20 protein-coding genes and 4 tRNA genes are annotated in these 23,031 nt (G+C 52.1%); 6 read left to right on the forward strand and 18 right to left on the reverse strand.

Translation table 11 applies throughout. The features are described 5' to 3' along the window. Positions 1–234 precede the first annotated feature (234 nt). Genes hemC through hemY form a run of 4 tightly spaced genes read left to right on the forward strand, consistent with a single transcriptional unit; the run spans position 235 to position 4,312 of the window. Entirely contained in the window at positions 235–1,176 is a 942-nt protein-coding gene (hemC, locus tag SK39_RS11205; RefSeq protein WP_003841203.1) for a hydroxymethylbilane synthase, read from the forward strand. After that, complete coding sequence (gene hemD, locus SK39_RS11210) at positions 1,173–1,913, forward strand: uroporphyrinogen-III synthase (protein WP_003017952.1); 741 nt, start codon at positions 1,173–1,175, stop codon at positions 1,911–1,913. Before hemC ends, hemD begins: the two co-directional genes overlap by 4 nt. Before the next feature lie 21 nt (positions 1,914–1,934). Next, positions 1,935–3,110: a uroporphyrinogen-III C-methyltransferase gene (hemX, locus tag SK39_RS11215; protein WP_048217005.1), complete on the forward strand. Its 1,176-nt coding sequence runs from the start codon at positions 1,935–1,937 to the stop codon at positions 3,108–3,110. Between the two features lie 2 nt (positions 3,111–3,112). After that, a complete protein-coding gene (gene hemY, locus SK39_RS11220; protein ID WP_032938472.1) occupies positions 3,113–4,312 on the forward strand; it encodes a protoheme IX biogenesis protein HemY in 1,200 nt (399 codons plus the stop codon). A 455-nt stretch (positions 4,313–4,767) separates the two neighbouring features. On the opposite strand, the gene SK39_RS11230 is transcribed toward hemY, so the two are convergent. From SK39_RS11230 to trxA, 18 genes are all read right to left on the reverse strand, one after another. After that, positions 4,768–4,844: transfer RNA gene (locus SK39_RS11230), tRNA-Pro, on the reverse strand. A gap of 41 nt (positions 4,845–4,885) precedes the next feature. After that, a tRNA-Leu gene (locus SK39_RS11235) sits at positions 4,886–4,971 on the reverse strand. 20 nt (positions 4,972–4,991) lie between these two features. Continuing rightward, positions 4,992–5,067: transfer RNA gene (locus SK39_RS11240), tRNA-His, on the reverse strand. Positions 5,068–5,123: 56 nt separating this feature from the next. After that, positions 5,124–5,200 (reverse strand) — tRNA-Arg (locus tag SK39_RS11245). Positions 5,201–5,302: 102 nt separating this feature from the next. Then, on the reverse strand, positions 5,303–6,688 hold the full coding sequence (gene thrP / locus SK39_RS11250; RefSeq protein ID WP_003017961.1) for a bifunctional threonine/serine APC transporter ThrP: 1,386 nt from the start codon (positions 6,686–6,688) through the stop codon (positions 5,303–5,305). A 277-nt stretch (positions 6,689–6,965) separates the two neighbouring features. Beyond that, entirely contained in the window at positions 6,966–7,706 is a 741-nt protein-coding gene (gene wecG, locus SK39_RS11255) for a lipopolysaccharide N-acetylmannosaminouronosyltransferase (RefSeq protein WP_003844623.1), read from the reverse strand. After that, the gene (gene wzyE, locus SK39_RS11260; protein WP_032950629.1) at positions 7,706–9,061 is read right to left on the reverse strand and encodes an ECA oligosaccharide polymerase; all 1,356 of its coding nucleotides are present in this window, start codon (positions 9,059–9,061) and stop codon (positions 7,706–7,708) included. Before wzyE ends, wecG begins: the two co-directional genes overlap by 1 nt. After that, positions 9,058–10,137 (reverse strand): TDP-N-acetylfucosamine:lipid II N-acetylfucosaminyltransferase, encoded by a 1,080-nt coding sequence (locus SK39_RS11265; RefSeq protein WP_048217006.1) that lies wholly within the window; start codon positions 10,135–10,137, stop codon positions 9,058–9,060. Before SK39_RS11265 ends, wzyE begins: the two co-directional genes overlap by 4 nt. Then, positions 10,134–11,384: a lipid III flippase WzxE gene (gene wzxE, locus SK39_RS11270; protein WP_048217007.1), complete on the reverse strand. Its 1,251-nt coding sequence runs from the start codon at positions 11,382–11,384 to the stop codon at positions 10,134–10,136. The genes SK39_RS11265 and wzxE overlap by 4 nt, the downstream gene beginning before the upstream one ends. 1 nt (position 11,385) lies before the next feature. Beyond that, the gene (gene rffA, locus SK39_RS11275) at positions 11,386–12,516 is read right to left on the reverse strand and encodes a dTDP-4-amino-4,6-dideoxygalactose transaminase (RefSeq protein WP_048217008.1); all 1,131 of its coding nucleotides are present in this window, start codon (positions 12,514–12,516) and stop codon (positions 11,386–11,388) included. Positions 12,517–12,520: 4 nt separating this feature from the next. Then, positions 12,521–13,198 (reverse strand): dTDP-4-amino-4,6-dideoxy-D-galactose acyltransferase, encoded by a 678-nt coding sequence (rffC, locus tag SK39_RS11280; protein WP_032938460.1) that lies wholly within the window; start codon positions 13,196–13,198, stop codon positions 12,521–12,523. Next, positions 13,195–14,457, reverse strand: a complete 1,263-nt coding sequence (gene wecC / locus SK39_RS11285; protein ID WP_032938458.1) for a UDP-N-acetyl-D-mannosamine dehydrogenase — start codon at positions 14,455–14,457, stop codon at positions 13,195–13,197. The genes rffC and wecC overlap by 4 nt, the downstream gene beginning before the upstream one ends. Continuing rightward, positions 14,454–15,584, reverse strand: coding sequence for a non-hydrolyzing UDP-N-acetylglucosamine 2-epimerase (gene wecB / locus SK39_RS11290; protein WP_032948215.1), 1,131 nt, complete (start codon positions 15,582–15,584; stop codon positions 14,454–14,456). The genes wecC and wecB overlap by 4 nt, the downstream gene beginning before the upstream one ends. 55 nt (positions 15,585–15,639) lie before the next feature. Next, positions 15,640–16,686 carry an ECA polysaccharide chain length modulation protein gene (wzzE, locus tag SK39_RS11295; RefSeq protein WP_003844617.1) on the reverse strand — a complete coding sequence of 349 codons (1,047 nt, stop codon included), beginning with the start codon at positions 16,684–16,686 and terminating at the stop codon, positions 15,640–15,642. 12 nt (positions 16,687–16,698) lie between these two features. After that, positions 16,699–17,829 carry a UDP-N-acetylglucosamine--undecaprenyl-phosphate N-acetylglucosaminephosphotransferase gene (wecA, locus tag SK39_RS11300; protein WP_176602770.1) on the reverse strand — a complete coding sequence of 377 codons (1,131 nt, stop codon included), beginning with the start codon at positions 17,827–17,829 and terminating at the stop codon, positions 16,699–16,701. 202 nt (positions 17,830–18,031) lie between these two features. Further along, on the reverse strand, positions 18,032–19,291 hold the full coding sequence (rho, locus tag SK39_RS11305) for a transcription termination factor Rho (protein ID WP_002437993.1): 1,260 nt from the start codon (positions 19,289–19,291) through the stop codon (positions 18,032–18,034). Positions 19,292–19,378: 87 nt separating this feature from the next. Then, entirely contained in the window at positions 19,379–19,498 is a 120-nt protein-coding gene (locus SK39_RS25795; RefSeq protein ID WP_049259789.1) for a rho operon leader peptide, read from the reverse strand. A gap of 130 nt (positions 19,499–19,628) precedes the next feature. Next, entirely contained in the window at positions 19,629–19,958 is a 330-nt protein-coding gene (gene trxA, locus SK39_RS11310; RefSeq protein WP_001280776.1) for a thioredoxin TrxA, read from the reverse strand. A 143-nt stretch (positions 19,959–20,101) separates the two neighbouring features. Between trxA and rhlB the strand changes: the two genes are divergently transcribed. Beyond that, complete coding sequence (rhlB, locus tag SK39_RS11315) at positions 20,102–21,370, forward strand: ATP-dependent RNA helicase RhlB (protein ID WP_048217009.1); 1,269 nt, start codon at positions 20,102–20,104, stop codon at positions 21,368–21,370. Positions 21,371–21,506: 136 nt separating this feature from the next. Next, positions 21,507–22,988: a guanosine-5'-triphosphate,3'-diphosphate diphosphatase gene (gene gppA, locus SK39_RS11320; protein WP_003017996.1), complete on the forward strand. Its 1,482-nt coding sequence runs from the start codon at positions 21,507–21,509 to the stop codon at positions 22,986–22,988. The last annotated feature ends 43 nt before the right edge of the window (positions 22,989–23,031 follow it).

Here is a 23,031-nt window from a genome sequence, read left to right on the forward strand (position 1 = left end):
ACGTGATCAATTTAACACCTTGCTCATTGACCGTAAAGAAAGATGCGCTACATACCAGTGTAGCACCGTTCGTTACGTGTAAATTCCTTCATACGGTCGGGAGGTTTTTCTCGTCATTATTCACTGACAGTGATGATGCAGCGCCTTTCCTCTCACTTACGTTTGAGCGTAACGCTGACATCCCTTTGATAAGGATGTTAGGATGGTCAATGATTGATAATGACGGTAACAAGCATGTTAGACAATGTTTTGAGAATTGCCACACGCCAAAGCCCCCTTGCGCTCTGGCAGGCACATTATGTCAAAGACGCCTTAATGGCAAACCACCCAGGTCTGATCGTGGAACTGGTTCCTATGGTAACCCGTGGCGATGTGATCCTTGATACCCCGCTGGCGAAAGTCGGAGGGAAAGGGTTGTTTGTTAAAGAGCTGGAAGTCGCGCTGCTGGAAAAACGCGCCGATATCGCCGTGCATTCCATGAAGGATGTGCCGGTTGAATTCCCTGACGGTCTTGGACTGGTCACCATTTGCGAGCGAGAGGATCCGCGTGATGCTTTCGTCTCAAATAAGTACAACACGCTGGATGAACTCCCCGCAGGCAGCATCGTTGGGACATCCAGTTTGCGTCGCCAGTGCCAGTTGGCGAAGCGTCGCCCGGATCTCGTCATCCGTTCGCTGCGCGGCAACGTAGGCACGCGCCTCAGCAAACTGGATAACGGCGATTATGACGCCATTATTCTGGCGGTCGCTGGATTAAAACGTTTAGGTCTTGAGTCGCGAGTCCGTACCGCTCTGCCGCCGGAAGTCTCCCTGCCCGCTGTCGGACAAGGCGCAGTAGGCATAGAATGTCGACTGGATGATATGCGCACTCAGGCGCTGTTAGCGCCGCTCAACCATGAAGAAACCGCGCTACGCGTCAAAGCAGAACGCGCCATGAACACCCGCCTGGAAGGGGGATGTCAGGTACCTATTGGTAGCTATGCCGAAATCATCGACGGTGAAATTTGGCTACGTGCGCTGGTCGGCGCGCCAGACGGTTCACAGATGGTATGCGGAGAACGTCGCGGCGCCACACAGGATGCCGAACAGATGGGCATCTCTCTGGCAGAAGAACTGCTGGAGAATGGTGCGCGCGCCATTCTGGCTGAAGTTTATAACGGAGAAGCACCCGCATGAGTATTCTGGTCACCCGCCCGTCTCCCGCAGGGGAAGAGTTAGTGAGCCGTCTGCGCACACTGGGGCAGGTGGCCTGGAGTTTTCCGCTCATCGAGTTTTCACCTGGTCGGGAACTGGCAACGCTTGCTTCCCGACTGTCGGCGCTGACGGAGAACGATCTGGTCTTCGCCCTCTCGCAGCACGCCGTTACCTTTGCAGATGCCGAGCTTCAGCAGCAAGAGAAAAGCTGGCCATCCCTTCCGCAATATTTTGCCATTGGCCGTACAACGGCGCTGGCGCTGCATACTGTTAGTGGCTTCAATATTCACTACCCTCTGGATCGGGAAATTAGCGAAGTCTTGCTACAATTACCTGAATTACAAAATATTGCGGGAAAACGCGCGCTTATATTACGCGGCAACGGTGGCCGTGAGCTGATAGGTGAAACCCTGACGGCACGCGGAGCCGATGTCGATTTTTGTGAATGTTATCAACGCAGTGCAAAATATTACGATGGTGCAGAAGAAGCGATGCGCTGGCAATCCCGTGGCGTAACCACGGTGGTCGTCACTAGCGGAGAGATGCTACAACAGCTCTGGACGCTTATTCCACAGTGGTATCGTGAGCACTGGTTACTACGCTGTCGGCTGCTGGTCGTCAGTGAGCGTCTGGCGCACCTCGCCCGGGAACTGGGCTGGCAAGATATTAAGGTCGCTGATAACGCCGACAACGATGCGCTTCTACGCGCATTACAATAACTCTCATAATGGGATGCCATAATGACGGAACAAGAAAAATCCTCCGCCGTGGTTGAAGAGACCAGGGAGGCCGTGGAAACCACGTCACAGCCAGTTAATACTGAAAAAAAGAGTAAGAACAGCACGGCGCTGATTCTGAGCGCTGTGGCAATTGCTATTGCGCTGGCAGCAGGCGTTGGGCTGTACGGCTGGGGGAAACAACAGGCAACAACACAAACGGCAACCAGCGATGCGCTGGCGAACCAGCTGACGGCACTGCAAAAAGCGCAGGAAAGCCAGAAAGCTGAACTGGAAGGTATTATTAAACAGCAGGCAACGCAGCTGGATGAAGCCACTCGCCAGCAGGCCGCGCTGGTCAAACAGCTTGATGAAGTCCAGCAAAAAGTCGCCGCCATCTCCGGCAGCGATGCTGGAACATGGCTGCTGGCGCAGGCTGATTTCCTGGTGAAACTGGCTGGTCGCAAATTATGGAGCGATCAGGACGTCACTACCGCCGCGGCGCTGCTGAAAAGCGCCGATGCCAGTCTGGCAGATATGAACGACCCGAGCTTAATTACCGCGCGACGTGCGATTACTGACGATATCGCGAGCCTCTCCGCGGTGACTCAGGTCGACTATGACGGCATTATCCTGAAAGTGAATCAACTCTCTAATCAGATCGATAACCTGCGTTTGGCCGACAACGACACCGACGATTCACCGATGGACTCGGACAGCAGCGAGCTTTCCAGCTCGATTAGCGAATGGCGCGTCAATCTGCAAAAAAGCTGGCAGAACTTTATGGACAGCTTTATCACCGTGCGCCGTCGTGATGAAACTGCCGTACCGCTGCTGGCACCGAACCAGGACGTTTACTTACGTGAAAATATCCGTTCCCGCCTGTTAGTAGCTGCACAGGCCGTGCCGCGTCATCAGGAAGAGACATACCGCCAGGCGCTGGAAAATGTCTCCACATGGGTGCGTGCTTACTACGACACCGACGATGCAGCGACCAAAGCGTTCCTTGAAGAAGTAGACCAACTGAGCCAGCAAAGCATCAGTATGGATGTCCCGGAAACGCTGCAGAGTCAGGCTATTCTCGACAAGTTAATGCAGACCCGCGTACGTAATTTACTGGCGCAACCTGCCACAGCACCGGTAGCAGCAGCGCCAGCGCCTTCGACAGACGCTCCGGCAACCGCGCCGCAAGGAGAATAATGATGCTAAAAGTATTGTTGCTCTTTGTGCTGTTGATCGCCGGGATCGTCGTCGGTCCGATGATAGCCGGTCATCAGGGCTATGTGCTGATCCAGACGGATAACTACAATATCGAAACCAGCGTGACGGGCCTGGTGATCATCCTGATCGTCGCCATGGTCGTCCTGTTTGCGATTGAATGGCTGTTGCGCCGAATTTTCCGCACCGGCGCACATACCCGTGGGTGGTTTGTGGGTCGTAAACGTCGTCGCGCCCGTAAGCAGACCGAACAGGCGCTGCTCAAACTGGCAGAAGGTGACTATCAGCAGGTTGAGAAGCTGATGTCGAAAAATGCCGATCATGCAGAACAGCCAGTAGTGAATTACCTGCTGGCGGCAGAAGCGGCTCAGCAGCGCGGTGACGAAGCTCGCGCCAACCAACACCTTGAGCGTGCTACCGAACTGGCGGGAAATGATACGATCCCGGTAGAAATCGCTCGCGTTCGCCTACAACTGGCGCGTAATGAAAATCACGCCGCACGCCACAGCATAGACAAACTGCTGGAAGTAACGCCACGTCATCCGGAAGTGCTGCGTCTGGCTGAGCAGGCCTACATTCGCACCGGCGCATGGAGTTCCTTGCTGGATATCATCCCATCCATGGCAAAAGCGCATGTGGGTGATGACGAGCACCGCGCCATGCTGGAACAACAGGCATGGGTTGGCTTGATGGATCAGGTCCGCGCCGATCAGGGCAGCGAGGGGCTGCGTGCATGGTGGAAAAACCAGAACCGTAAAACTCGTCATCAGGTTGCTTTGCAGGTAGCAATGGCTGAACATCTGATTGAGTGTGACGATCACGATACGGCGCAGCAGGTCATCATTGATGGTTTGAAACGTCAGTACGATGACCGTCTGGTGCTGCCGATCCCGCGTCTGAAAACCAATAATCCGGAACAGATAGAAAAAGTGTTGCGCCAGCAGATTAAAGCCGTGGGCGATCGCCCGTTGCTGTGGAGTACGCTGGGTCAGTCGTTAATGAAGCATGGGGAATGGCAGGAAGCCACGCTCGCCTTCCGTGCCGCTCTCAAACAGCGCCCGGATGCCTATGACTACGCCTGGCTTGCTGACGCGCTGGACAGACTGCATCAACCGGAAGAAGCCGCCACCATGCGTCGTGATGGCCTGATGTTGACGTTGCAGAACAACAATCCCCCGCAGTAACTCCTGAATGCCCGGTGGCGCTTTCGCTTACCGGGCCTACATATTTTTCATCTCGTATACACAAAATCATTCGAGAAGCAGCTCGAAGGATTTTGTGTATGCATAAAAAAACGCCCGCTCGGTAAGGAGCAGGCGTTAAACAGGTCTGTATGACAACATAAATGGGTGCTTCACTCAACGTTATGTCCATGGTGTTTGATGAGGCTACGCGACATCTGTCTGTGGACGATAAGCACCGTAAATGGCTCTGCATCATTCCTGAGTTTATGAGGCCAGAGGGCGAACATAAGAGATGGAATGAGCATCTACCCGCATATTATTGCACAAGGCATGCCACGATTGCACTGCAAAAACCAGGTATTCGGACTTTTTAAGACATCAGGTAATTCGCGGGAATAAAGGCTGAGAAGGGAAAATCAGAAAACAAAAAACCCCGCCGAAGCGGGGTTCAAAATTGGTCGGCGAGAGAGGATTCGAACCTCCGACCCACTGGTCCCAAACCAGTTGCGCTACCAAGCTGCGCTACTCGCCGTTTTACTGCTTTTTGAATTTTTAGTTCAATTCTTTAAGTCGTGGTGCGAGGGGGGGGACTCGAACCCCCACATCCTAAGGACACTAACACCTGAAGCTAGCGCGTCTACCAATTCCGCCACCTTCGCATTTCACAACTTTAAATTAATGGGGTGGCTAATGGGATTCGAACCCACGACAACTGGAATCACAATCCAGGGCTCTACCAACTGAGCTATAGCCACCACTGCAAATCTTTTACGCGGTATTAAAACCACCGCAGCTCTGGCACCCTACTAAATGGTGCGCCCGACAGGATTCGAACCTGAGACCTCTGCCTCCGGAGGGCAGCGCTCTATCCAGCTGAGCTACGGGCGCTTAGCGCCGTTGCGGGGCTGGATATTACGGAGGTCTCGGTCTTCTGTCTAGTGCTTTTTTAAAATAAATTATCGTTTGGTCATGGTTTGTGCGTTTTGTCGCTTATTCCCGCAATTTATGGGCTGTGCCATGACGATTCAGACCAAAAACCTTATAAATGAACGTCACGGCCAACAAGAAACCCATGCCAACAAAAAGCGACATTCGGGTATCTTCATTAAAGTACATGCCAATTAATACGCAAATCAGGAACGCCATCGTCAAATAATTCGCCCACGGGAACAGAATGGAGCGGAATGGATGACTGGCAATCGCCGCTTTATGCGCCTGACGGAAACGCAGCTGGCTTATCAGGATCACAAACCACGGCACCATCCCCGGCAACACGCTGGCGCTATAGACATAAACAAACACGCGCTGCGGATTGGGAATGATGTAGTTCAGGCACGAACCAATCAGCAGGATCGCGATAGAAATGGCCACGCCGGCAACCGGTACGCCATGGCGAGAAACTTTCCCAACAGCGGCGGGGAGCTGGCGATTCTTGGCCAGCGCGTAGAGCATACGCCCACAGCTGTACATGCCGCTGTTACAGCCAGACAGCGCCGCCGTCAGGACCACAAAGTTAATAATCCCCGCCGCGGCGGTAATACCAATCTTGGCAAAGGTGAGAACAAACGGACTGCCGTTGCTGCCAATCTCGTTCCACGGGAAAATAGTGACAATAACAAAAATTGCGCCAACGTAGAAAATCAGGATACGCCACAGCACTTTACCTACCGCGCTACGCAGCGTGACCTGTGGGTTCTTCGCTTCACCTGCAGTAATGCCGATCAGCTCCACGCCCTGGTAAGAAGCCACGACAATACACAATGCCGTCAGGAAGCCCTTCCAACCACCAGCAAAGAAACCGCCGTGTTCGGTCAGGTTGCCAAAGCCGATCGCCTGACCGCCATTACCAAAACCGAAGAAAATCACCCCTAACCCAATGACGATCATCACAATGATGGTGGTCACTTTGATCATGGCAAACCAGAACTCAATTTCACCATACAAGCGAACTGCGGCGAGGTTCGCCAATGCAACCAATCCGACCGCGATCAGTGCGGGTATCCATTGCGCCATTTCCGGGAACCAGAACTGGACGTACACCCCGATGGCGGTAATCTCTGAGATCCCCACCGCCATCCACATAAACCAGTATGACCAGGCGGTGAGATAGCCAAAGAAGGGGCTCATATAACGGTGAGCGTAAACAGCGAATGAACCGGCAACCGGCTCGAGGAATAACATCTCCCCCATAGAACGCATAATGAAAAATACGAACAGCCCGGCGACGATATACGCCAGCAGAACCGAAGGTCCCGCCCATTTCAGGGTACTGGCGGCCCCCATAAACAGCCCGACGCCAATAGTGCCCCCGAGGGCAATTAATTCGATGTGACGAGCCTCCAGCCCACGCTGTAGCTCAGGTTTGTTCTCGGCCATAAATCCTCTTGTTGTGTTTGCATGCTGTCCGGTATTACCGGTTCTCGTTATGGGTACATCTTGTTATGTCATAACAGGCTATACGACACCGACCGCTTAGCAGTTGGCGTCAAAACTCCACGGCACTGAAATGATTGTTGCGAATGGTTTCCTAAAATCGCTTAAATGGCAATTAAAGCATTCAAAAAATGAATATATTGTGCGAGAAAGCAGCGATTATGTTGTGAATAAGTAGCGTAATTAGCAGATCACGCTACTTATCAGAGGAGAGAGGGCGTCAGAGGTTGCCGGTATAGTGCCAGCGTAGATAGCGTAATAAGCGAAGTTGTCGAGTAATACGGCTCGGTTGCGACAATAAGCGATACAGCCACTCCAGTCCCAGATTTTGCCAGATTTTAGGCGCACGCTTAACGTGACCGGTAAAGACGTCGTAGGTGCCACCCACGCCCATATACAGCGCGTCAGGGTGAGTCTTGCGGCAATCACGCATAAAGATCTCTTGTTTCGGCGAACCCATCGCCACCGTCACAATTTGCGCGCCGCTGGCGTGAATACGCTCAAATAACGCCTGACGCTGCTCTGAGGTAAAATAACCATCCTGGCTACCCACAATGTTCACACGCCACTGTGCACGTAGTTTTGCCTCTGTTTGCGCCAGAACTTCAGGCTTGCCACCAACCAGGAAAACAGGCGTTCCGTTTTGCCCGGCTCGCGCCATCAGCGCTTCCCAAAGGTCAGCACCGGCCACACGTGAAACCTGCGCCTGTGGGAATTTTTTGCGCACCGAACGCACCACGCTAATCCCATCCGCATATTTGAACTCCGCGGCGTTGATCAGCTCCCTCACTTCAGGATTATCTTCTGCTGTCAGCATTTTCTCAGCGTTGATAGCCACCAGCGTTCCTGACCTGAGGTGTCCTTCGGCAAACAGGTAATTCAGCGCATGTTGCATATCGCGCCAGCCAATCAGTTGTAATCCGCGCAGCGAATACAGCGGCGCAGTTATGTTATCTGTCATTACGATCCTTCAATTTGTGTCCGGGGCAGCGACTTGATTCGCTTATGGATGAGTCCTGCGCTATCGAATAGCCAAAACAGCAGTTTTGCCATCAGTAGGCAAACGCCAAAAATCACGAGGAAAAAGACCACTCGCGAGACAAACGAATCCAGCCCTTCACGTGCCAACACGATCATATTGAAAATGGCGCCAAAACAGAAACTGTGCAGAATCGCCGCTTTATAGCGATTAGTTTCGCGGTTACCTAGCTCATACAGCCAGTCGAACCACTTGATAATGAGTCCAACGACAATCGCGCCTAATGGTATAAAAAGCGCCCCGCCCATCACCACCAGTGAACCAATTAACGTCGGCGAAATCGCCAGTCCTGAGTGGTTGTTCAACACTTCCCAGGTAAAGTAGTTCGCTGAGTTGAGTACAATACTCGGCCGCCCAGGCCACAGCCAGGAAGGAATAAAGACGTAGAAGTCACGGACAATCGGCGCCAGCCCCTGGAACTCAATATTGTGGTAATTCTGCAGCAACAGCGCCAGGTTCTCCCACGGCGAGAAAGTGTCGCGCGTAAGGTACAGGAACGTATAGAACGCCTCATCGCCGCTAACGCTCATTCCGTAGCGCTTCAAGGCCAGCCAGAACATCCCGACAATACCCAGCACGCCTGCGGCGACCAACATCCACAGCGAAATCCAGCCGCGAATAATGCCGATAAACAAGAAGATGGCAAACGCGATTATGATATTGGCGCGTGTCCCGCCCACAATCATATAGGTCAGCAAACCAAACGCGACGGTGCTCACCAGGAAGAACAACCACGCTTTGCTGTCCTGACGCAGGAAATAAACCACCAGCATGGCCGGAATGAAGAAGTAGAAGAAACGCTTCAGAGCGACCCCAGAGACTTCGCTGGAAAAAATCTGGCTATAGGATTGCAGTCTGAACAGCAGGAATCCGTTGTGCATAAAGAAGACGCCCACGCTCACCAGCGCAATCGCCATCAGGATAACCCAGGTCAAATGGGCTTCAACGCGATTGATGGTAAACAGCGGCCTGCGCGGCTTACCCTCTACTCGCTTACGCAATCGCGTTTTATACGTCACGTAGTAGACGGCATAGAAACAGGCTGCTGACAGCAAGGCCTGCAGCAGGATCTCCGGCGGAGCCACTGCCACATCAAAGCGGAACACCAGGATGCTGGTTAACGGGAATCCGAAGAAGAACGTCAGCAAGAACAACAATGAGAAGAAAACATTGAAGTTAAAACGTACGCGGCGGAACTCAAACCAGGTCAGCGTGGCGATAAATAAGGTAGAGAGCAGCCAGACTACCAGCAGACCGCTGAATTGCATCAGGCTCATACGGTTTCTCCTGAAGCAATGCGCAGCGCGTTATACCACGGCTGCAGATAATTCGGGCTAAAGAAGGTAATCGTGTTTTTATCTACCGATGCCAACTGGCGCTGCGCTTCACGTACGACGCCTTCATTGAGATCATCCGTGGTAAATAACACCGGAAGATTCTGTTCCACCATATCCTGCCAGAAGGGATTTTCACGGTTGAGCACGCACGGGATACCCGCCTGGATCAGCAAACACAGGGTACCGATCCCCTGCTGTCGGGCAAAAATAAAGTAACCCAAATCGCATTGCCGCAATAATGTTAGATAGGCATCAAATTCCAGCTTTTCACTTAAAATTTGCAGATTATCAGCGCTAAATAATGCCATACCGGCCTGGCGAACCTCGTCGATATAGGCCTCATTATTGGCGGGATAACCCATCGGCACAATCACGTTCACCGTGTCGCCGAACTGCTGATGGACAGCACGCAGCGCGGCAACATGCTCATTGCTGCGATCGCCAGAGTTGCCAACCAGCACCGTCATCTTGCCGCTGCGCTGACAATCATTGCTCATGTTATTGAGTGAAGAATCCATTCGCGTTGGGAAATAGAGCAACTCACCCCGTACATGCGGATGTTGCTCGGCGAAATAACGTAAATCGCCCCGTGTGGCAAACACGCAGCCCACGCGATTCTGCGCCATGCGGCGAATCGGGTAAAACAGGCGGAATTTCAGCCCACTGGAGACTTCGTATAAATCAGCACCCCAGATATGCCAGTAAAACTGCGTCGGTTTAATTCCCCCGCCCAGCAGCGCCAACCACAGGCTGGTGTTGAACTGACCGTGGAAGAAGAATCGCTGTTGGCGATTCGCTTTTGCTTTCGCGATAACTGCTTCGGCTAACGCTTTTTTCCCGCTGTAAAAACTCAGCGATAACGCCGGGCAGCTCTCACTGAATCCCGCATCCTGACCGGCAACCATAAACGTGCGCGCGTGCTCGCTCGTCGCGGCAAGCGAGTCGTTGAAAAACCGCAACACGGTTTGGTTATGGTGAGGGATATCCGATCCCAGAACGTGAATCAGTACAGTCATGCCCGCCTACGCCAGAGTAAAAACACGCCACAACAAAGTGAAAAATAGACGATGTACGTTGCCATATAAGCCTGTGCCGCTCCCAGCGCACCATGTACAGGGATCAGCCAGTGAGCAAACATCGTCAATAACATGAACTGGCTAATTTCAGCCAAAATATAAAACCGCAGTGATGCTTTCGCGATCACCAGATACCCAAAGACATACGCCCCAACTTTTAGTACATCGCCAACCAGTTGCCAGGCAAACAGATCGCGCATGGCGGTGAATTTTGCGGAGAAAAGCAGCCAGATAGCAAAGTCACGCAGTAGCCAAACGGTAAAGCTCGCGGCGGCAACTGCTGGTAACACGAACTTCAGCGACTTAACCACCTCGCGCGTAATGTCGCGCTTTTCAGTCAGTCGCGACAACGTCGGCAGCAAGTAAACGCTGAATGAAGCGGTAATGAATTGCAGATAAGCATCAGAGATACTGCTTACCCCCTGCCAAATCCCCACATCATCCCAACTGTACTGCGCCGCCAGCAGGTTTCGCATCATCACGTATGCCACAGGCAACGTTACGGAGGTAATCAGCGCCATCAGCGTAAACTTGCTTAGCTGTCCAGCCAGACCGTTATCCCACGAGGGTTTCAGGTAATGCAGCGGAATCGCCCCACGCTTAATCAGCATAATAGCGGCGGGGATAACGACCAACGCGGGCACTAACGCCAGACCCAGCAAAGCGCCTTCATACCCTCCCAGGCGATAACAGCCATAATAAGCCACTACGCCCACCAGACTACCCACAATCAGCGACAGCGCGTTACCCGCCGCATCGCGAAACCCCTTCATCAACGCCAGCAGCAGATTCGCCCAGGCAATGCCCATCTGCACCAGCGCAACCAGTCTTACCAGCCCCTGATAATGAGTATGACCAAACAATCCCTGACTGATTGGTGCGGCCGCCAGCAGAAAAATCACCGCCATCAGCGTAGAGAATCCCAGCACCATCGCGGAAGATGTACCGACGACCTTGCGGAGCTGGTTCGGATCGTCATGGTGCTGCGCAACATATTTCGTGACGCCGTTGAAAATGCCGGCCCCCGCCAGGACACCAAGCACGGTGACCATCTGGCGGAAGTTACCCGCCTGCCCCACGCCTGCCGGGCCAAACGACACCGCCAGCAGCTTCACGACCAGCAAACCCGCACCAATTTTTACCAGCGTACTGGCTGCCGTCCATAAGGACGCTTTAGCAAGCGACATTTCAGGCGAAGTAGTTGAGTAAGGTCGAAATTACCGTTCGCTGGTTGACCGGCGACAGGTTGTAGAACAACGGTAAACGCAGCAAACGCTCGCTCTCTTTGGTGGTGTAACGATCAACACCGGCAAATACGCCGAATTTGTCGCCAGCCGGGCAATCATGCAGCGGGATATAGTGGAACACCGCCATAATTTCAGCTTCTTTCAGGAAGTTAATCAACGCCGTGCGATCGTCGATATCGCGCAGCTTGATGTAAAACATATGGGCGTTTTGCACGCAGTCGTCCGGTACAGAAGGCAGCTCGATACGTCCGGTACGCGCCAGCGGTTCAAGAGCATCATAGTAGTTCTGCCACAGAGTCAGACGCTGCTGGTTAATGCGGTCCGCTGCTTCCAGCTGCGCCCACAGATAGGCGGCCTGTAGATCGGACATCAAATAGCTGGAGCCGATATCACGCCAGGTATATTTATCTACCTGGCCACGGAAAAACTGGCTGCGGTTTGTCCCTTTTTCACGGATGATCTCTGCACGTTCGACTAATTTTTTATCATTAATCAGCGTCGCACCGCCTTCACCACCTGCGGTATAGTTTTTGGTCTCATGAAAGCTAAAGCAACCGATGTGACCAATCGTCCCCAGCGCCCGACCTTTGTAAGTCGACATAACGCCCTGGGCCGCATCTTCCACCACAAACAGGTTATGTTTGGTCGCCAGCGCCATAATAGTATCCATTTCGCAGGCCACACCCGCGTAATGCACCGGCACAATCGCGCGGGTTTTGTCGGTGATCGCCGCTTCAATCAGCGTTTCGTCAATGTTCATGGTATCCGGGCGGATATCAACAAAGACAATTTTCGCGCCTCGCAGCACGAAAGCATTGGCCGTGGATACAAACGTATAGCTTGGCATAATGACTTCGTCGCCAGGCTGGATATCCAGCAGCAATGCCGCCATCTCAAGCGATGCGGTGCAGGAAGGCGTCAGCAATACTTTCTCGCTGCCAAAATGCTGTTCCAGCCACTGCTGGCAGCGACGGGTAAAACCGCCATCGCCACACAGTTTGCCGCTGTTCATCGCAGACTGCATGTAATCGAGTTCAGTGCCCACCACCGGCGGTGCGTTAAATGGAATCATCGTGTCACCTGTATAACCAATACGCGGTGCTTTCCACATTCGCACCACTGTGTATATAACGTTTAAGCGCGGCGGTATTGCCCATTTGGGTCGCCACACGCAGTGCTGTTTTACCGTGAGCCTGCGCCCAGCAAAGCGCGGCCTGCATCAGTTCTGCTCCCGCCCCACGCCCGGCTAGCAGGCCAATTCGCGCCTCGGTCGCATTCAGTTCACGCAGCGAGACATAGCCACGAATCTCACCTGTTGGTGTACGAAAAACGAGGCATTGATGATCGAACGTCCCCAGCACCGCGTTTTCAATCCACTGCGCATAAAAACGCGCGCTGGCATCTGCGGCATACCACGGGGCGCGAAAACGACTTTGCGCGAACGCCTGTCCTGCCAGATGGCGTAATGCAGGGATATCCGTAGTTTGTGCGACCTGCGCACCGGGGTCACCATGCGCACACGTCACTGGCAGCACAAAATCCACTTCACCTTCAACCAGTGAGAAGCCCATTTGTTGCAGGGCATCTAATGCTTGGGTATTGGCGGCAGGTATTTTTGCCTGTACCCGCGACCAGGGCTGCAACGCATCCGCAGTCAGAACCGACGCGTGTTGGTCAAAACGCACAATAGCGCTATGCACGCCAAAGAACGTATTTTCCCAGCTAAGCGGCTCAATACTGGCGCGGATTTTCACCGCCAGACCCCTTTGGTATCAACGACATATTGCTGGTGAACCGCATCGCCTTCAATGGCTTTAAATTCATTGTGGTCGACAAGCAAGACCAGTACATCGGCACTTCCCAGGGCATCGTCCAGCGTTGCCAGTTGGCACAGACCGTCCAGTTTTTTCGGCAGTTGATGGATATTCGGTTCCACCACCAATGTTTCGCCTTTGTGCCAATGCGCGATACTTTGCGCAATTCCCATCGCCGGGCTTTCACGTAAATCATCGATATTCGGTTTAAATGCCAGACCAAAACAGGCAATTTTCACTTCGCTGGCCCGTTTATTGGTATCCGCCAGACAGTCGGCCACGGCTGCTTTTACCCGATCGACCACCCAATGAGGCTTACCGTCGTTTACCTCACGCGCGGTGCGAATCAATTTCGCCTGCTGCGGGTTCTGCGCCACGATAAACCACGGATCAACTGCGATACAGTGCCCGCCAACACCCGGACCCGGCTGCAAAATATTCACGCGCGGATGGCGATTTGCCAGGCGAATCAGTTCCCAGACGTTGATCCCCTGATCGGCGCAAATCAGCGACAACTCATTAGCGAAGGCGATATTGACGTCGCGGAAGCTATTTTCAGTCAGCTTGCACATTTCCGCAGTGCGCGCGTTGGTCACGACACATTCACCCTCAAGGAAAATGTTGTACAGTTCGCTAGCACGCGCGGAACAGACGGAGGTCATTCCCCCAATCACGCGGTCGTTTTTAATCAGTTCAACCATCACCTGGCCCGGCAGCACGCGTTCTGGACAATAAGCAATGTTAACGTCAGCCTGTTCACCGACCTGCTGCGGGAAAGTCAAATCAGGACGCATTTCAGCCAGCCATGTGGCCATCTGTTCGGTAGCCCCGACAGGCGACGTCGATTCAAGGATCACCAACGCGCCTTTTTTCAGCACCGGAGCAAGAGACTTGGTTGCGGCTTCCACATAAACCATATCGGGTTCGTGCTCCCCCTTAAACGGAGTAGGCACAGCAATCAGAAAGGCATCCGCATCTACAGGGGTTGTGGTCGCACGCAGAAATCCATTTTCGACCGCCGTTTTCACCACGGCGCCCAAATCTGGCTCAACGATATGAATTTCACCGCGATTAATGGTATCCACCGCGTGTTGATTTACATCTACGCCAATCACATGCTTTTGACGGGAAGCAAAGGCAGCCGCCGTCGGCAGTCCGATATAACCCAGCCCAATGACAGAAATGGTCGTAAAACTCATAGCGATATCCGATTATTTTTTAACGCGTGTAAAATGCGGCCACATGCCTGCCCGTCACCATATGGATTATGGGCGCGGCTCATGGTCTGATATTCATTATCGTCATGCAGCAAACGCGTGACTTCTTCGACAATACGCTGCGGGTCTGTCCCTACCAGACGTACTGTACCTGCAGTAATCGCTTCCGGACGTTCCGTCGTTTCGCGCATCACCAGTACCGGTTTCCCCAAAGATGGGGCTTCTTCCTGAATCCCACCGGAGTCGGTCAGGATCAGCCAGGCATGATTCATCAGCCAGACAAACGGCATGTAATCCTGCGGTTCAATCAGGATGACGTTTTCAACGTGACCCAGAATGCGATTCACCGGTTCGCTAACGTTAGGATTCAGGTGCACCGGATAGACAATCTGTACGTTCTGATTGGCCGCAGCAATTTCCGCCAGCGCGTGGCATATGCGTTCAAAACCGCGACCGAAGCTTTCACGACGATGACCGGTCACCAGTATCATCTTTTTATCAACAGCCAGGAAAGGATAACGTTCTGCCAGATCGGTACGCAGCACCTCATTTCCCAGTACACGGTCACGAACCCAGATCAACGAATCAATAACCGTATTACCTGTAACGAAGATACGGCTATCAGAAATATTTTCCCGTAGCAGGTTTTGGCGCGAGTTTTCTGTTGGCGCAAAATGATACATCGCCAAATGCCCTGTCAGCGTACGGTTCGCCTCTTCCGGCCAGGGAGAGTAGAGATCGCCTGTACGTAAACCCGCCTCCACATGCCCTACCGGAATACGCTGATAGAACGCGGCCAGGCTAGTGGCAATGGTGGTCGTGGTATCGCCGTGAACCAACACAACGTCGGGTTTAAAGTCAGCCAGAATAGGCTTTAATCCTTCCAGTATTCGGCAGGTAATTTCTGTTAGTCCCTGACCTGGCTGCATAATATTGAGATCGTAGTCAGGTACAATGGAAAAAAGGTTCAACACCTGATCGAGCATCTCGCGATGCTGCGCCGTGACGCAAACTTTTGCCTCAAAATCAGGATCTTTTGCCAACGCATGAACCAGAGGTGCCATTTTTATGGCCTCCGGTCGCGTGCCAAATACAGTCAGTACTTTCACATCGATTCTCTTCGGATTGGCAGTGAGGGCCCAGCCCCTCACTGCAACGATATTGCTAAATCGTGCGGCGACGGGTTAACGCGACACCAGCACCGATCAGAGCCCCAACGATGCCCCACATAATCATCAGGAAGGCACGACGAGGGCTGTCACGTTTTACCGGTTCCTCCGGCGTACGCAAATAACGATAGGTCTGAAAACGCGGATCCAGAGTTGGCCCAACGTTCAGTGTGTTAAGCATGGCTCGGTTTTGGAAGTAGTCCAGATCGAAATCGGGACCAACAGATTGCAGGTTTTCGAGTCGCGCCTGCAGCATAGGGCGTCCAAGCAAAAACAGTTCTGAATCAGGTAATTCTTCAGCCGGAACGTCAGTGGAAGTACGCGAAATATTATGCTGTTCAGCAATTTTGAGTGCCTGCTCAATGTTGTGGACTCGGCGAGAGAAAATCGATTTCGCCACTTCTTCCTGGCGTTTTACCTGTGCCTTCATCTGCACGGTGCGCGCAGCCCAGGCTCCCTTTAACTCGTCGTTCAGATGACGCGCAGCACGCTGACTGGCAAACGCAACATACTGACGCAACAGATTGTTGGCATCGGGTGCCGTCTCGGCAATCAGCTTCACGCTGTCATTGGTATTACGAACCGCATCGCCAGGCATAAACTGAATGTTATTGATCAGTTCATCCAGCATCGCCGCATCGGCTTTGCTGTTACCCACCATACGTTGCTTGTAGTAATCAGTCTGCTGCCAGAATTCACGGCGCGTATCCCATGAGGCAAGCTGCATAATAAATTCTTTATAGGCTTCATCCATCACTGACGGTTGATCCGCTGATGCAAGACTGGCCTTGATGTCCAGGTTACGCAAGAATTGCTGCTGAGAGTAATAACCGCCCAACATATTGACCGTGGGCCTGTCTGAAATCGCCGTCGCACTCCACTCCTGACGAGCAAAGAACGTATAGGCGAGAGCGACTAACGCGAAGGCGAGAGCCATACCGACAATCCACACTTTCCCTGCCCATAAGGCACGAAACAACCCACGGATATCCAGTTCATTTTCTGCGCTCACGGCGTGTTCCCCCGGTAATGGTTGTGTCATCGCATCCTCAATTTACTTGGTTAAGTTTGGTTTGCCTTCGCGGTGCCTTCGTAGTCTGCGCTTAACTCGCTTAATAAATCTCGCCACCTTCCATGCTCGCTTAATACAGTAACCGTAAAGACCGAATGCCAGTAAAAAGAGCACCAACATGGCCCATTCAGGGACTAAACGAAAATATTCAGCCAGTGCACCGATAGAGGCCAGAATCGCTGCAGCCAACGTGATCAGAACAAATGCCTGTCTGGAAGTAAACCCGGCGCGCATCACTAAATGATGAATATGCTGGCGATCTGCAGAGAAAGGACTCATGCCTTTACGTAAACGACGATACATGATCGCCACCATATCCATTAACGGAATGGCGATAATCCACAGAGCCGTGACCGGGCTAATAGGATGCGTTTTACCTTGAGTGGTCTCCAGCAGGATCCAGATTACCGTAAAGCCAATCAGCGTACTCCCCGCATCGCCCATAAAGACTTTATAGCGGCGTCCGAGAATCCCCAGGTTCAGTAGGATGTAAGGCAGAATGGCGGCGATCATGGCAAAACACCAGATTGCCAGGCTTGTCTGGCCATCGAACCACAGGATAAACCCCATCGCTGCGAATGAGACGCTGGATAGCCCGCCTAACAAGCCATCAATGCCATCAACCATATTAAAGGCGTTAATCGCCGCCCAGACGGCAAAAAGGGTGAGAAAATAACCAAAGGGACCCAACAACAACTCCCACGGGCCAAAAATATATCCCAGGCTACTTAGATAAAGCTCACCTTTTACCATCATCACAATAGCAATCGCCGCCTGAACGACTGCTCGTATTTTTACGCTGATGTCAAAACGATCGTCAAGCGCGCCAACAAACACCAGCACACCTGCACAGAAGAGGTATAAAGAGGCATGGGGAATGTAATAATCCGAAAGGCCAAACATGAAATTGATTCCGGCAAACACAGAAATCCCGCCCACTAACGGAATAATCCCTTGGTGACGTTTGCGGAAGTTTGGCTTATCCACTAAACCTATTTTTATGGCTACTTTTCGTGCCAAAAAAATAAAAATGGTTGTGAATAAAAAAATACTAACTAGCTCAGAGAAAGCAGCGAGTAGATTCACAGTGTATGTGTTCTCAGCATATATCATTTCCTTAAAGTATAATGCGTTAAGACGCCCCCTTGAAGAGAGCAGCTAAAACATTACACTTCCTACCTCTTGTCGGTCATGCCGCACATTGTGACAATCCATGACGCCGATAATAATGACAATTTTATCTGACCAAACATTAGGATGAATCGTAAAAGCAAAACGCCACGTAAAAACGTGGCGTTTTCAGATGATGCCCGAATCAGGAACGCTTCATCATATCGAAGAAGTCGTCATTGGTCTTGGTCATCGCCAGCTTGTTAATGAGGAACTCCATGGCGTCGATTTCACCCATCGGATGGATGATTTTACGCAGGATCCACATTTTCTGCAGCTCTTCCTGGGTGGTGAGCAACTCTTCTTTACGGGTACCGGAACGGTTGTAGTCGATAGCCGGGAAGACGCGTTTTTCAGCAATCTTACGAGAGAGGTGCAGTTCCATGTTGCCGGTACCTTTAAACTCTTCATAGATAACTTCATCCATTTTAGAGCCGGTATCAATCAGCGCAGTCGCGATGATGGTCAGGCTACCGCCCTCTTCCACGTTACGTGCAGCACCAAAGAAACGCTTCGGACGATGCAGGGCGTTGGCGTCCACACCACCGGTCAGTACTTTACCGGAAGCAGGAACCACGGTGTTATATGCACGTGCCAGACGGGTGATGGAGTCAAGCAGAATGATAACGTCTTTCTTGTGTTCAACCAGACGTTTCGCCTTCTCGATAACCATTTCCGCAACCTGAACGTGGCGGGAGGCTGGTTCGTCAAAGGTAGACGCAACCACTTCACCTTTCACCAGACGCTGCATCTCGGTAACTTCTTCCGGACGTTCGTCAATCAGCAGCACCATCAACACGCAGTCAGGATGATTGTATGCAATGCTCTGCGCGATGTTCTGCAGCAGCATGGTTTTACCCGCTTTCGGCGGAGCAACAATCAGACCACGTTGGCCACGACCGATCGGCGATGCCAGATCCAGTACACGCGCCGTTAAATCTTCAGTAGAACCGTTACCACGTTCCATACGCAGACGAGAGTTTGCGTGCAGCGGCGTTAAGTTCTCAAAGAGGATTTTGTTACGGGCGTTTTCTGGTTTGTCGTAGTTAACTTCGTTAACTTTCAACAGCGCAAAGTAGCGTTCACCTTCTTTCGGCGGGCGAATCTTACCAGAAATGGTATCACCAGTGCGGAGGTTGAAACGGCGGATTTGGCTGGGAGAAACGTAGATGTCATCAGGACCGGCGAGGTAGGAGCTGTCTGCAGAGCGGAGGAAACCAAATCCATCCTGCAATATCTCCAGCACACCGTCACCAAAGATATCTTCGCCACTCTTTGCGTGCTGCTTCAGGATGGCAAAAATAATGTCCTGCTTGCGCATACGAGCCAGGTTTTCAAGGCCCATATTTTCGCCGAGAGTGATCAGCTCAGAAACCGGCGTATTCTTTAATTCGGTAAGATTCATAATGGTGTGAGTTCTTAAACTTGGGGTAAATCTCGAACTTAATGTTGTGAATGGTATGGCAGGGTCATCCATGCCTGTTTACGGCCATCAACTCATGTCTGTTCGCTGTCTGGTCACAGGAAAGTACGCAGAACTGAAACGACAAGACGGATTGAGTGACAAGCCAGGAATCTGTCCACTTCTCGCGCGAGAAACAACGGGAAGTATTGGATATAACTAGATTCAAACTTAATAAGGTATGTTTAATACGAAGTCAACACTAACTTAGCACGACTCAAGTCGGGCGTCCAGTCATCCGAATCATTTCGAAGTATGGTCGCCCGATCATGAGACTTCCTTACGCTAAATTAGCGTCGAGGAATTCTTTCAACTGACCTTTGGACAGCGCGCCGACTTTTGTCGCCGCAACTTCGCCGTTTTTAAACAGCAACAGGGTCGGGATGCCACGGATACCATACTTCGGCGCGGTGCCTGGGTTTTGGTCAATGTTCAATTTAGCAACCGTCAGTTTGCCCTGATATTCGTCAGCGATTTCATCCAGAATCGGAGCGATCATTTTGCACGGACCGCACCACTCTGCCCAGAAATCAACGAGGATTGCTCCGTCCGCTTTGAGTACATCCGTGTCAAAACTGTCGTCAGTCAGGTGAATAATTTTATCGCTCATAATAACTCCACAGGAATAAGCCTGGTGCATTGGTGTAGCATTAATCAACGACGTGTTGATGTAGCATTAACCAACTAAAGGTTGACTTTATTTCACCGGATACGCTTTCGTAAAGCAATAGTAAGCTGATATTCTACCACACTATGAGCAAAACACATTTAACAGAACAGAAGTTTTCCGACTTCGCCCTGCACCCAAAGGTGATAGAAGCCCTTGAAAAAAAAGGCTTTCATAACTGTACGCCCATTCAGGCCCTCGCGCTGCCGCTAACGCTGGCTGGTCGTGATGTTGCCGGGCAGGCGCAAACCGGTACCGGAAAAACGATGGCGTTCCTGACGTCAACGTTTCATTATCTTCTCTCTCATCCCGCGATTGCCGATCGCAAGGTGAACCAACCGCGTGCGTTAATTATGGCGCCAACGCGTGAGTTAGCCGTGCAGATCCACGCCGATGCCGAGCCGCTGGCACAGACCACTGGTCTGAAATTAGGCCTGGCGTATGGCGGCGACGGTTACGATAAGCAGCTGAAAGTGCTGGAAAGCGGCGTCGATATTCTTATCGGCACGACCGGTCGTCTCATCGACTATGCAAAACAGAACCACATTAATCTGGGCGCGATTCAGGTCGTGGTGCTGGATGAAGCCGATCGTATGTACGATCTGGGCTTTATTAAAGATATCCGTTGGCTGTTCCGTCGTATGCCGCCAACCACCCAACGTCTGAATATGCTGTTTTCTGCAACCCTCTCTTACCGCGTTCGCGAACTGGCGTTCGAACAAATGAATAACGCTGAGTACGTTGAAGTCGAACCGGAACAGAAAACTGGCCATCGCATTAAAGAAGAGCTCTTCTACCCCTCCAACGAAGAGAAAATGCGTTTACTGCAAACGCTGATTGAAGAAGAGTGGCCAGATCGCGCCATTGTTTTTGCTAACACCAAGCATCGTTGTGAAGATATCTGGGGCAGCCTTGCTGCAGACGGCCATCGTGTCGGTCTGCTGACCGGTGACGTGGCGCAGAAAAAACGTCTGCGAATCCTCGATGAATTCACCCGTGGCGATATCGACATTCTCGTTGCGACGGATGTTGCTGCACGTGGTCTGCATATCCCAGCCGTAACGCACGTATTTAACTATGACCTGCCGGATGACTGTGAAGATTACGTTCACCGTATTGGTCGTACCGGTCGTGCTGGTGCAAGCGGTCACTCTATCAGCCTCGCTTGTGAAGAGTACGCGCTGAATTTACCCGCAATTGAGACCTATATCGGCCACTCGATTCCGGTCAGCAAATATAACCCGGATGCGCTGATGACCGATCTGCCGAAGCCTTTGCGCTTAACGCGCCCGCGCACAGGCAATGGCCCACGCCGTACCGGTGGTGCTCCGCGTAATCGTCGTCGTTCAGGTTAAGAAAAGTTATGCCATACACAAAATCATTCAGCCTGTATCAAGGCGGCAAGAAAACGAATCCTGATGAACCTACTTTAGTAAGTGATTCGGGTGAGAGAACGCAGCCAACACAGATACAGGTTGAAGGATGAAGTGTATGAATTCTACTTCGCTGTATGCGGCAATCGATCTCGGATCAAATAGTTTTCATATGCTGGTTGTACGTGAGGTGGCAGGAAGCATCCAGACGCTCACTCGTATCAAACGCAAAGTGCGTCTGGCTGCTGGACTCAACGGTGACAACGAGCTCTCTGTTGAAGCGATGGAGCGCGGCTGGCAATGTTTGCGCCTGTTTGCAGAACGTCTGCAGGATATTCCGCATCCACAAATCCGCGTGGTCGCCACGGCAACATTACGCATCGCCGTAAATGCCGATGTGTTTATTGCTAAAGCGCAAGAGATCCTCGGCTGCCCTGTCCAGGTGATTAGCGGTGAAGAAGAAGCGCGCCTGATTTATCAAGGTGTGGCCCACACTACCGGCGGCGCAGATCAGCGTCTGGTCGTCGACATTGGCGGGGCCAGCACAGAGTTGGTTACCGGTTCTGGCGCGCAAACCACTTCCCTGTTCAGCCTGTCAATGGGCTGCGTCACCTGGCTCGAACGCTATTTTACCGATCGTAATCTGGCACAGGAAAACTTTGACGAGGCCGAGAAAGCGGCTCGCGAAGTTCTGCGCCCGGTCGCCGACAAACTGCGTTTTCATGGCTGGAAAGTTTGCGTTGGTGCCTCTGGCACCGTCCAGGCGTTGCAGGAAATCATGATGGCGCAGGGCATGGATGAGCGCATTACGCTGGCCAAACTTCAGCAGCTTAAGCAGCGCGCCATTCACTGCGGTCGTCTGGAAGAGCTAGAGATCGAAGGGTTAACGCTGGAACGTGCGCTGGTTTTCCCCAGCGGGCTGGCCATTTTGATTGCTATTTTCACCGAACTGAACATTCAATGCATGACCCTGGCCGGCGGCGCATTACGTGAAGGTCTGGTCTACGGTATGCTGCATCTGGCGGTGGATCAGGATATTCGTAGCCGCACATTACGCAATATCCAGCGTCGCTTTATGGTCGATACAGAGCAAGCACATCGCGTTGCCAATTTGGCGACTAAATTTCTCGATCAGGTAGAAAAAAAGTGGCATCTTGAACCGATTAGCCGCGAATTACTGATTAGTGCCTGTCAGCTGCATGAAATTGGCCTAAGCGTTGATTTTAAACAGGCACCACAGCATGCCGCTTATCTGGTGCGCAATCTCGATCTCCCGGGTTTTACCCCTGCGCAAAAGAAACTGCTAGCGACGCTGTTACTCAACCAGACCAATCCCGTCGATCTCTCTTCGCTCCACCAGCAAAACGCAGTGCCGCCGCGCATCGCGGAGCATCTTTGTCGTTTGCTACGCCTGGCGATCATCTTCGCCAGTCGTCGCCGTGACGATCTTGTGCCGGAAATTCAATTGGATGCAAGAAACGAGCACCTGACGGTCACTCTACCAGAAGGCTGGCTGGAACATCATCCGCTGGGTAAAGAGTTAATCGATCAGGAAAGCCAGTGGCAAAGCTATGTCCACTGGCCGCTGGACGTTCATTAGATGTTGGTTGCCGGATAGTGCTTACACATATCCGGCCCATAAA

The organism is Citrobacter sp. BIDMC107, from assembly GCF_001037575.1.
Taxonomy (GTDB): domain Bacteria; phylum Pseudomonadota; class Gammaproteobacteria; order Enterobacterales; family Enterobacteriaceae; genus Citrobacter; species Citrobacter freundii.

What these genes read in the sequence shown, in the direction of transcription:
- hemC (WP_003841203.1), top strand. Translation starts at nt 235, where the DNA reads ATGTTAGACAATGTTTTGAGAATTGCCACACGCCAAAGCCCCCTTGCG.
- hemD (WP_003017952.1), top strand. Translation starts at nt 1,173, where the DNA reads ATGAGTATTCTGGTCACCCGCCCGTCTCCCGCAGGGGAAGAGTTAGTG.
- hemX (WP_048217005.1), top strand. Translation starts at nt 1,935, where the DNA reads ATGACGGAACAAGAAAAATCCTCCGCCGTGGTTGAAGAGACCAGGGAG.
- hemY (WP_032938472.1), top strand. Translation starts at nt 3,113, where the DNA reads ATGCTAAAAGTATTGTTGCTCTTTGTGCTGTTGATCGCCGGGATCGTC.
- thrP (WP_003017961.1), bottom strand. Translation starts at nt 6,688, where the DNA reads ATGGCCGAGAACAAACCTGAGCTACAGCGTGGGCTGGAGGCTCGTCAC.
- wecG (WP_003844623.1), bottom strand. Translation starts at nt 7,706, where the DNA reads ATGACAGATAACATAACTGCGCCGCTGTATTCGCTGCGCGGATTACAA.
- wzyE (WP_032950629.1), bottom strand. Translation starts at nt 9,061, where the DNA reads ATGAGCCTGATGCAATTCAGCGGTCTGCTGGTAGTCTGGCTGCTCTCT.
- SK39_RS11265 (WP_048217006.1), bottom strand. Translation starts at nt 10,137, where the DNA reads ATGACTGTACTGATTCACGTTCTGGGATCGGATATCCCTCACCATAAC.
- wzxE (WP_048217007.1), bottom strand. Translation starts at nt 11,384, where the DNA reads ATGTCGCTTGCTAAAGCGTCCTTATGGACGGCAGCCAGTACGCTGGTA.
- rffA (WP_048217008.1), bottom strand. Translation starts at nt 12,516, where the DNA reads ATGATTCCATTTAACGCACCGCCGGTGGTGGGCACTGAACTCGATTAC.
- wecC (WP_032938458.1), bottom strand. Translation starts at nt 14,457, where the DNA reads ATGAGTTTTACGACCATTTCTGTCATTGGGCTGGGTTATATCGGACTG.
- wzzE (WP_003844617.1), bottom strand. Translation starts at nt 16,686, where the DNA reads ATGACACAACCATTACCGGGGGAACACGCCGTGAGCGCAGAAAATGAA.
- wecA (WP_176602770.1), bottom strand. Translation starts at nt 17,829, where the DNA reads ATGATATATGCTGAGAACACATACACTGTGAATCTACTCGCTGCTTTC.
- rho (WP_002437993.1), bottom strand. Translation starts at nt 19,291, where the DNA reads ATGAATCTTACCGAATTAAAGAATACGCCGGTTTCTGAGCTGATCACT.
- trxA (WP_001280776.1), bottom strand. Translation starts at nt 19,958, where the DNA reads ATGAGCGATAAAATTATTCACCTGACTGACGACAGTTTTGACACGGAT.
- rhlB (WP_048217009.1), top strand. Translation starts at nt 20,102, where the DNA reads ATGAGCAAAACACATTTAACAGAACAGAAGTTTTCCGACTTCGCCCTG.
- gppA (WP_003017996.1), top strand. Translation starts at nt 21,507, where the DNA reads ATGAATTCTACTTCGCTGTATGCGGCAATCGATCTCGGATCAAATAGT.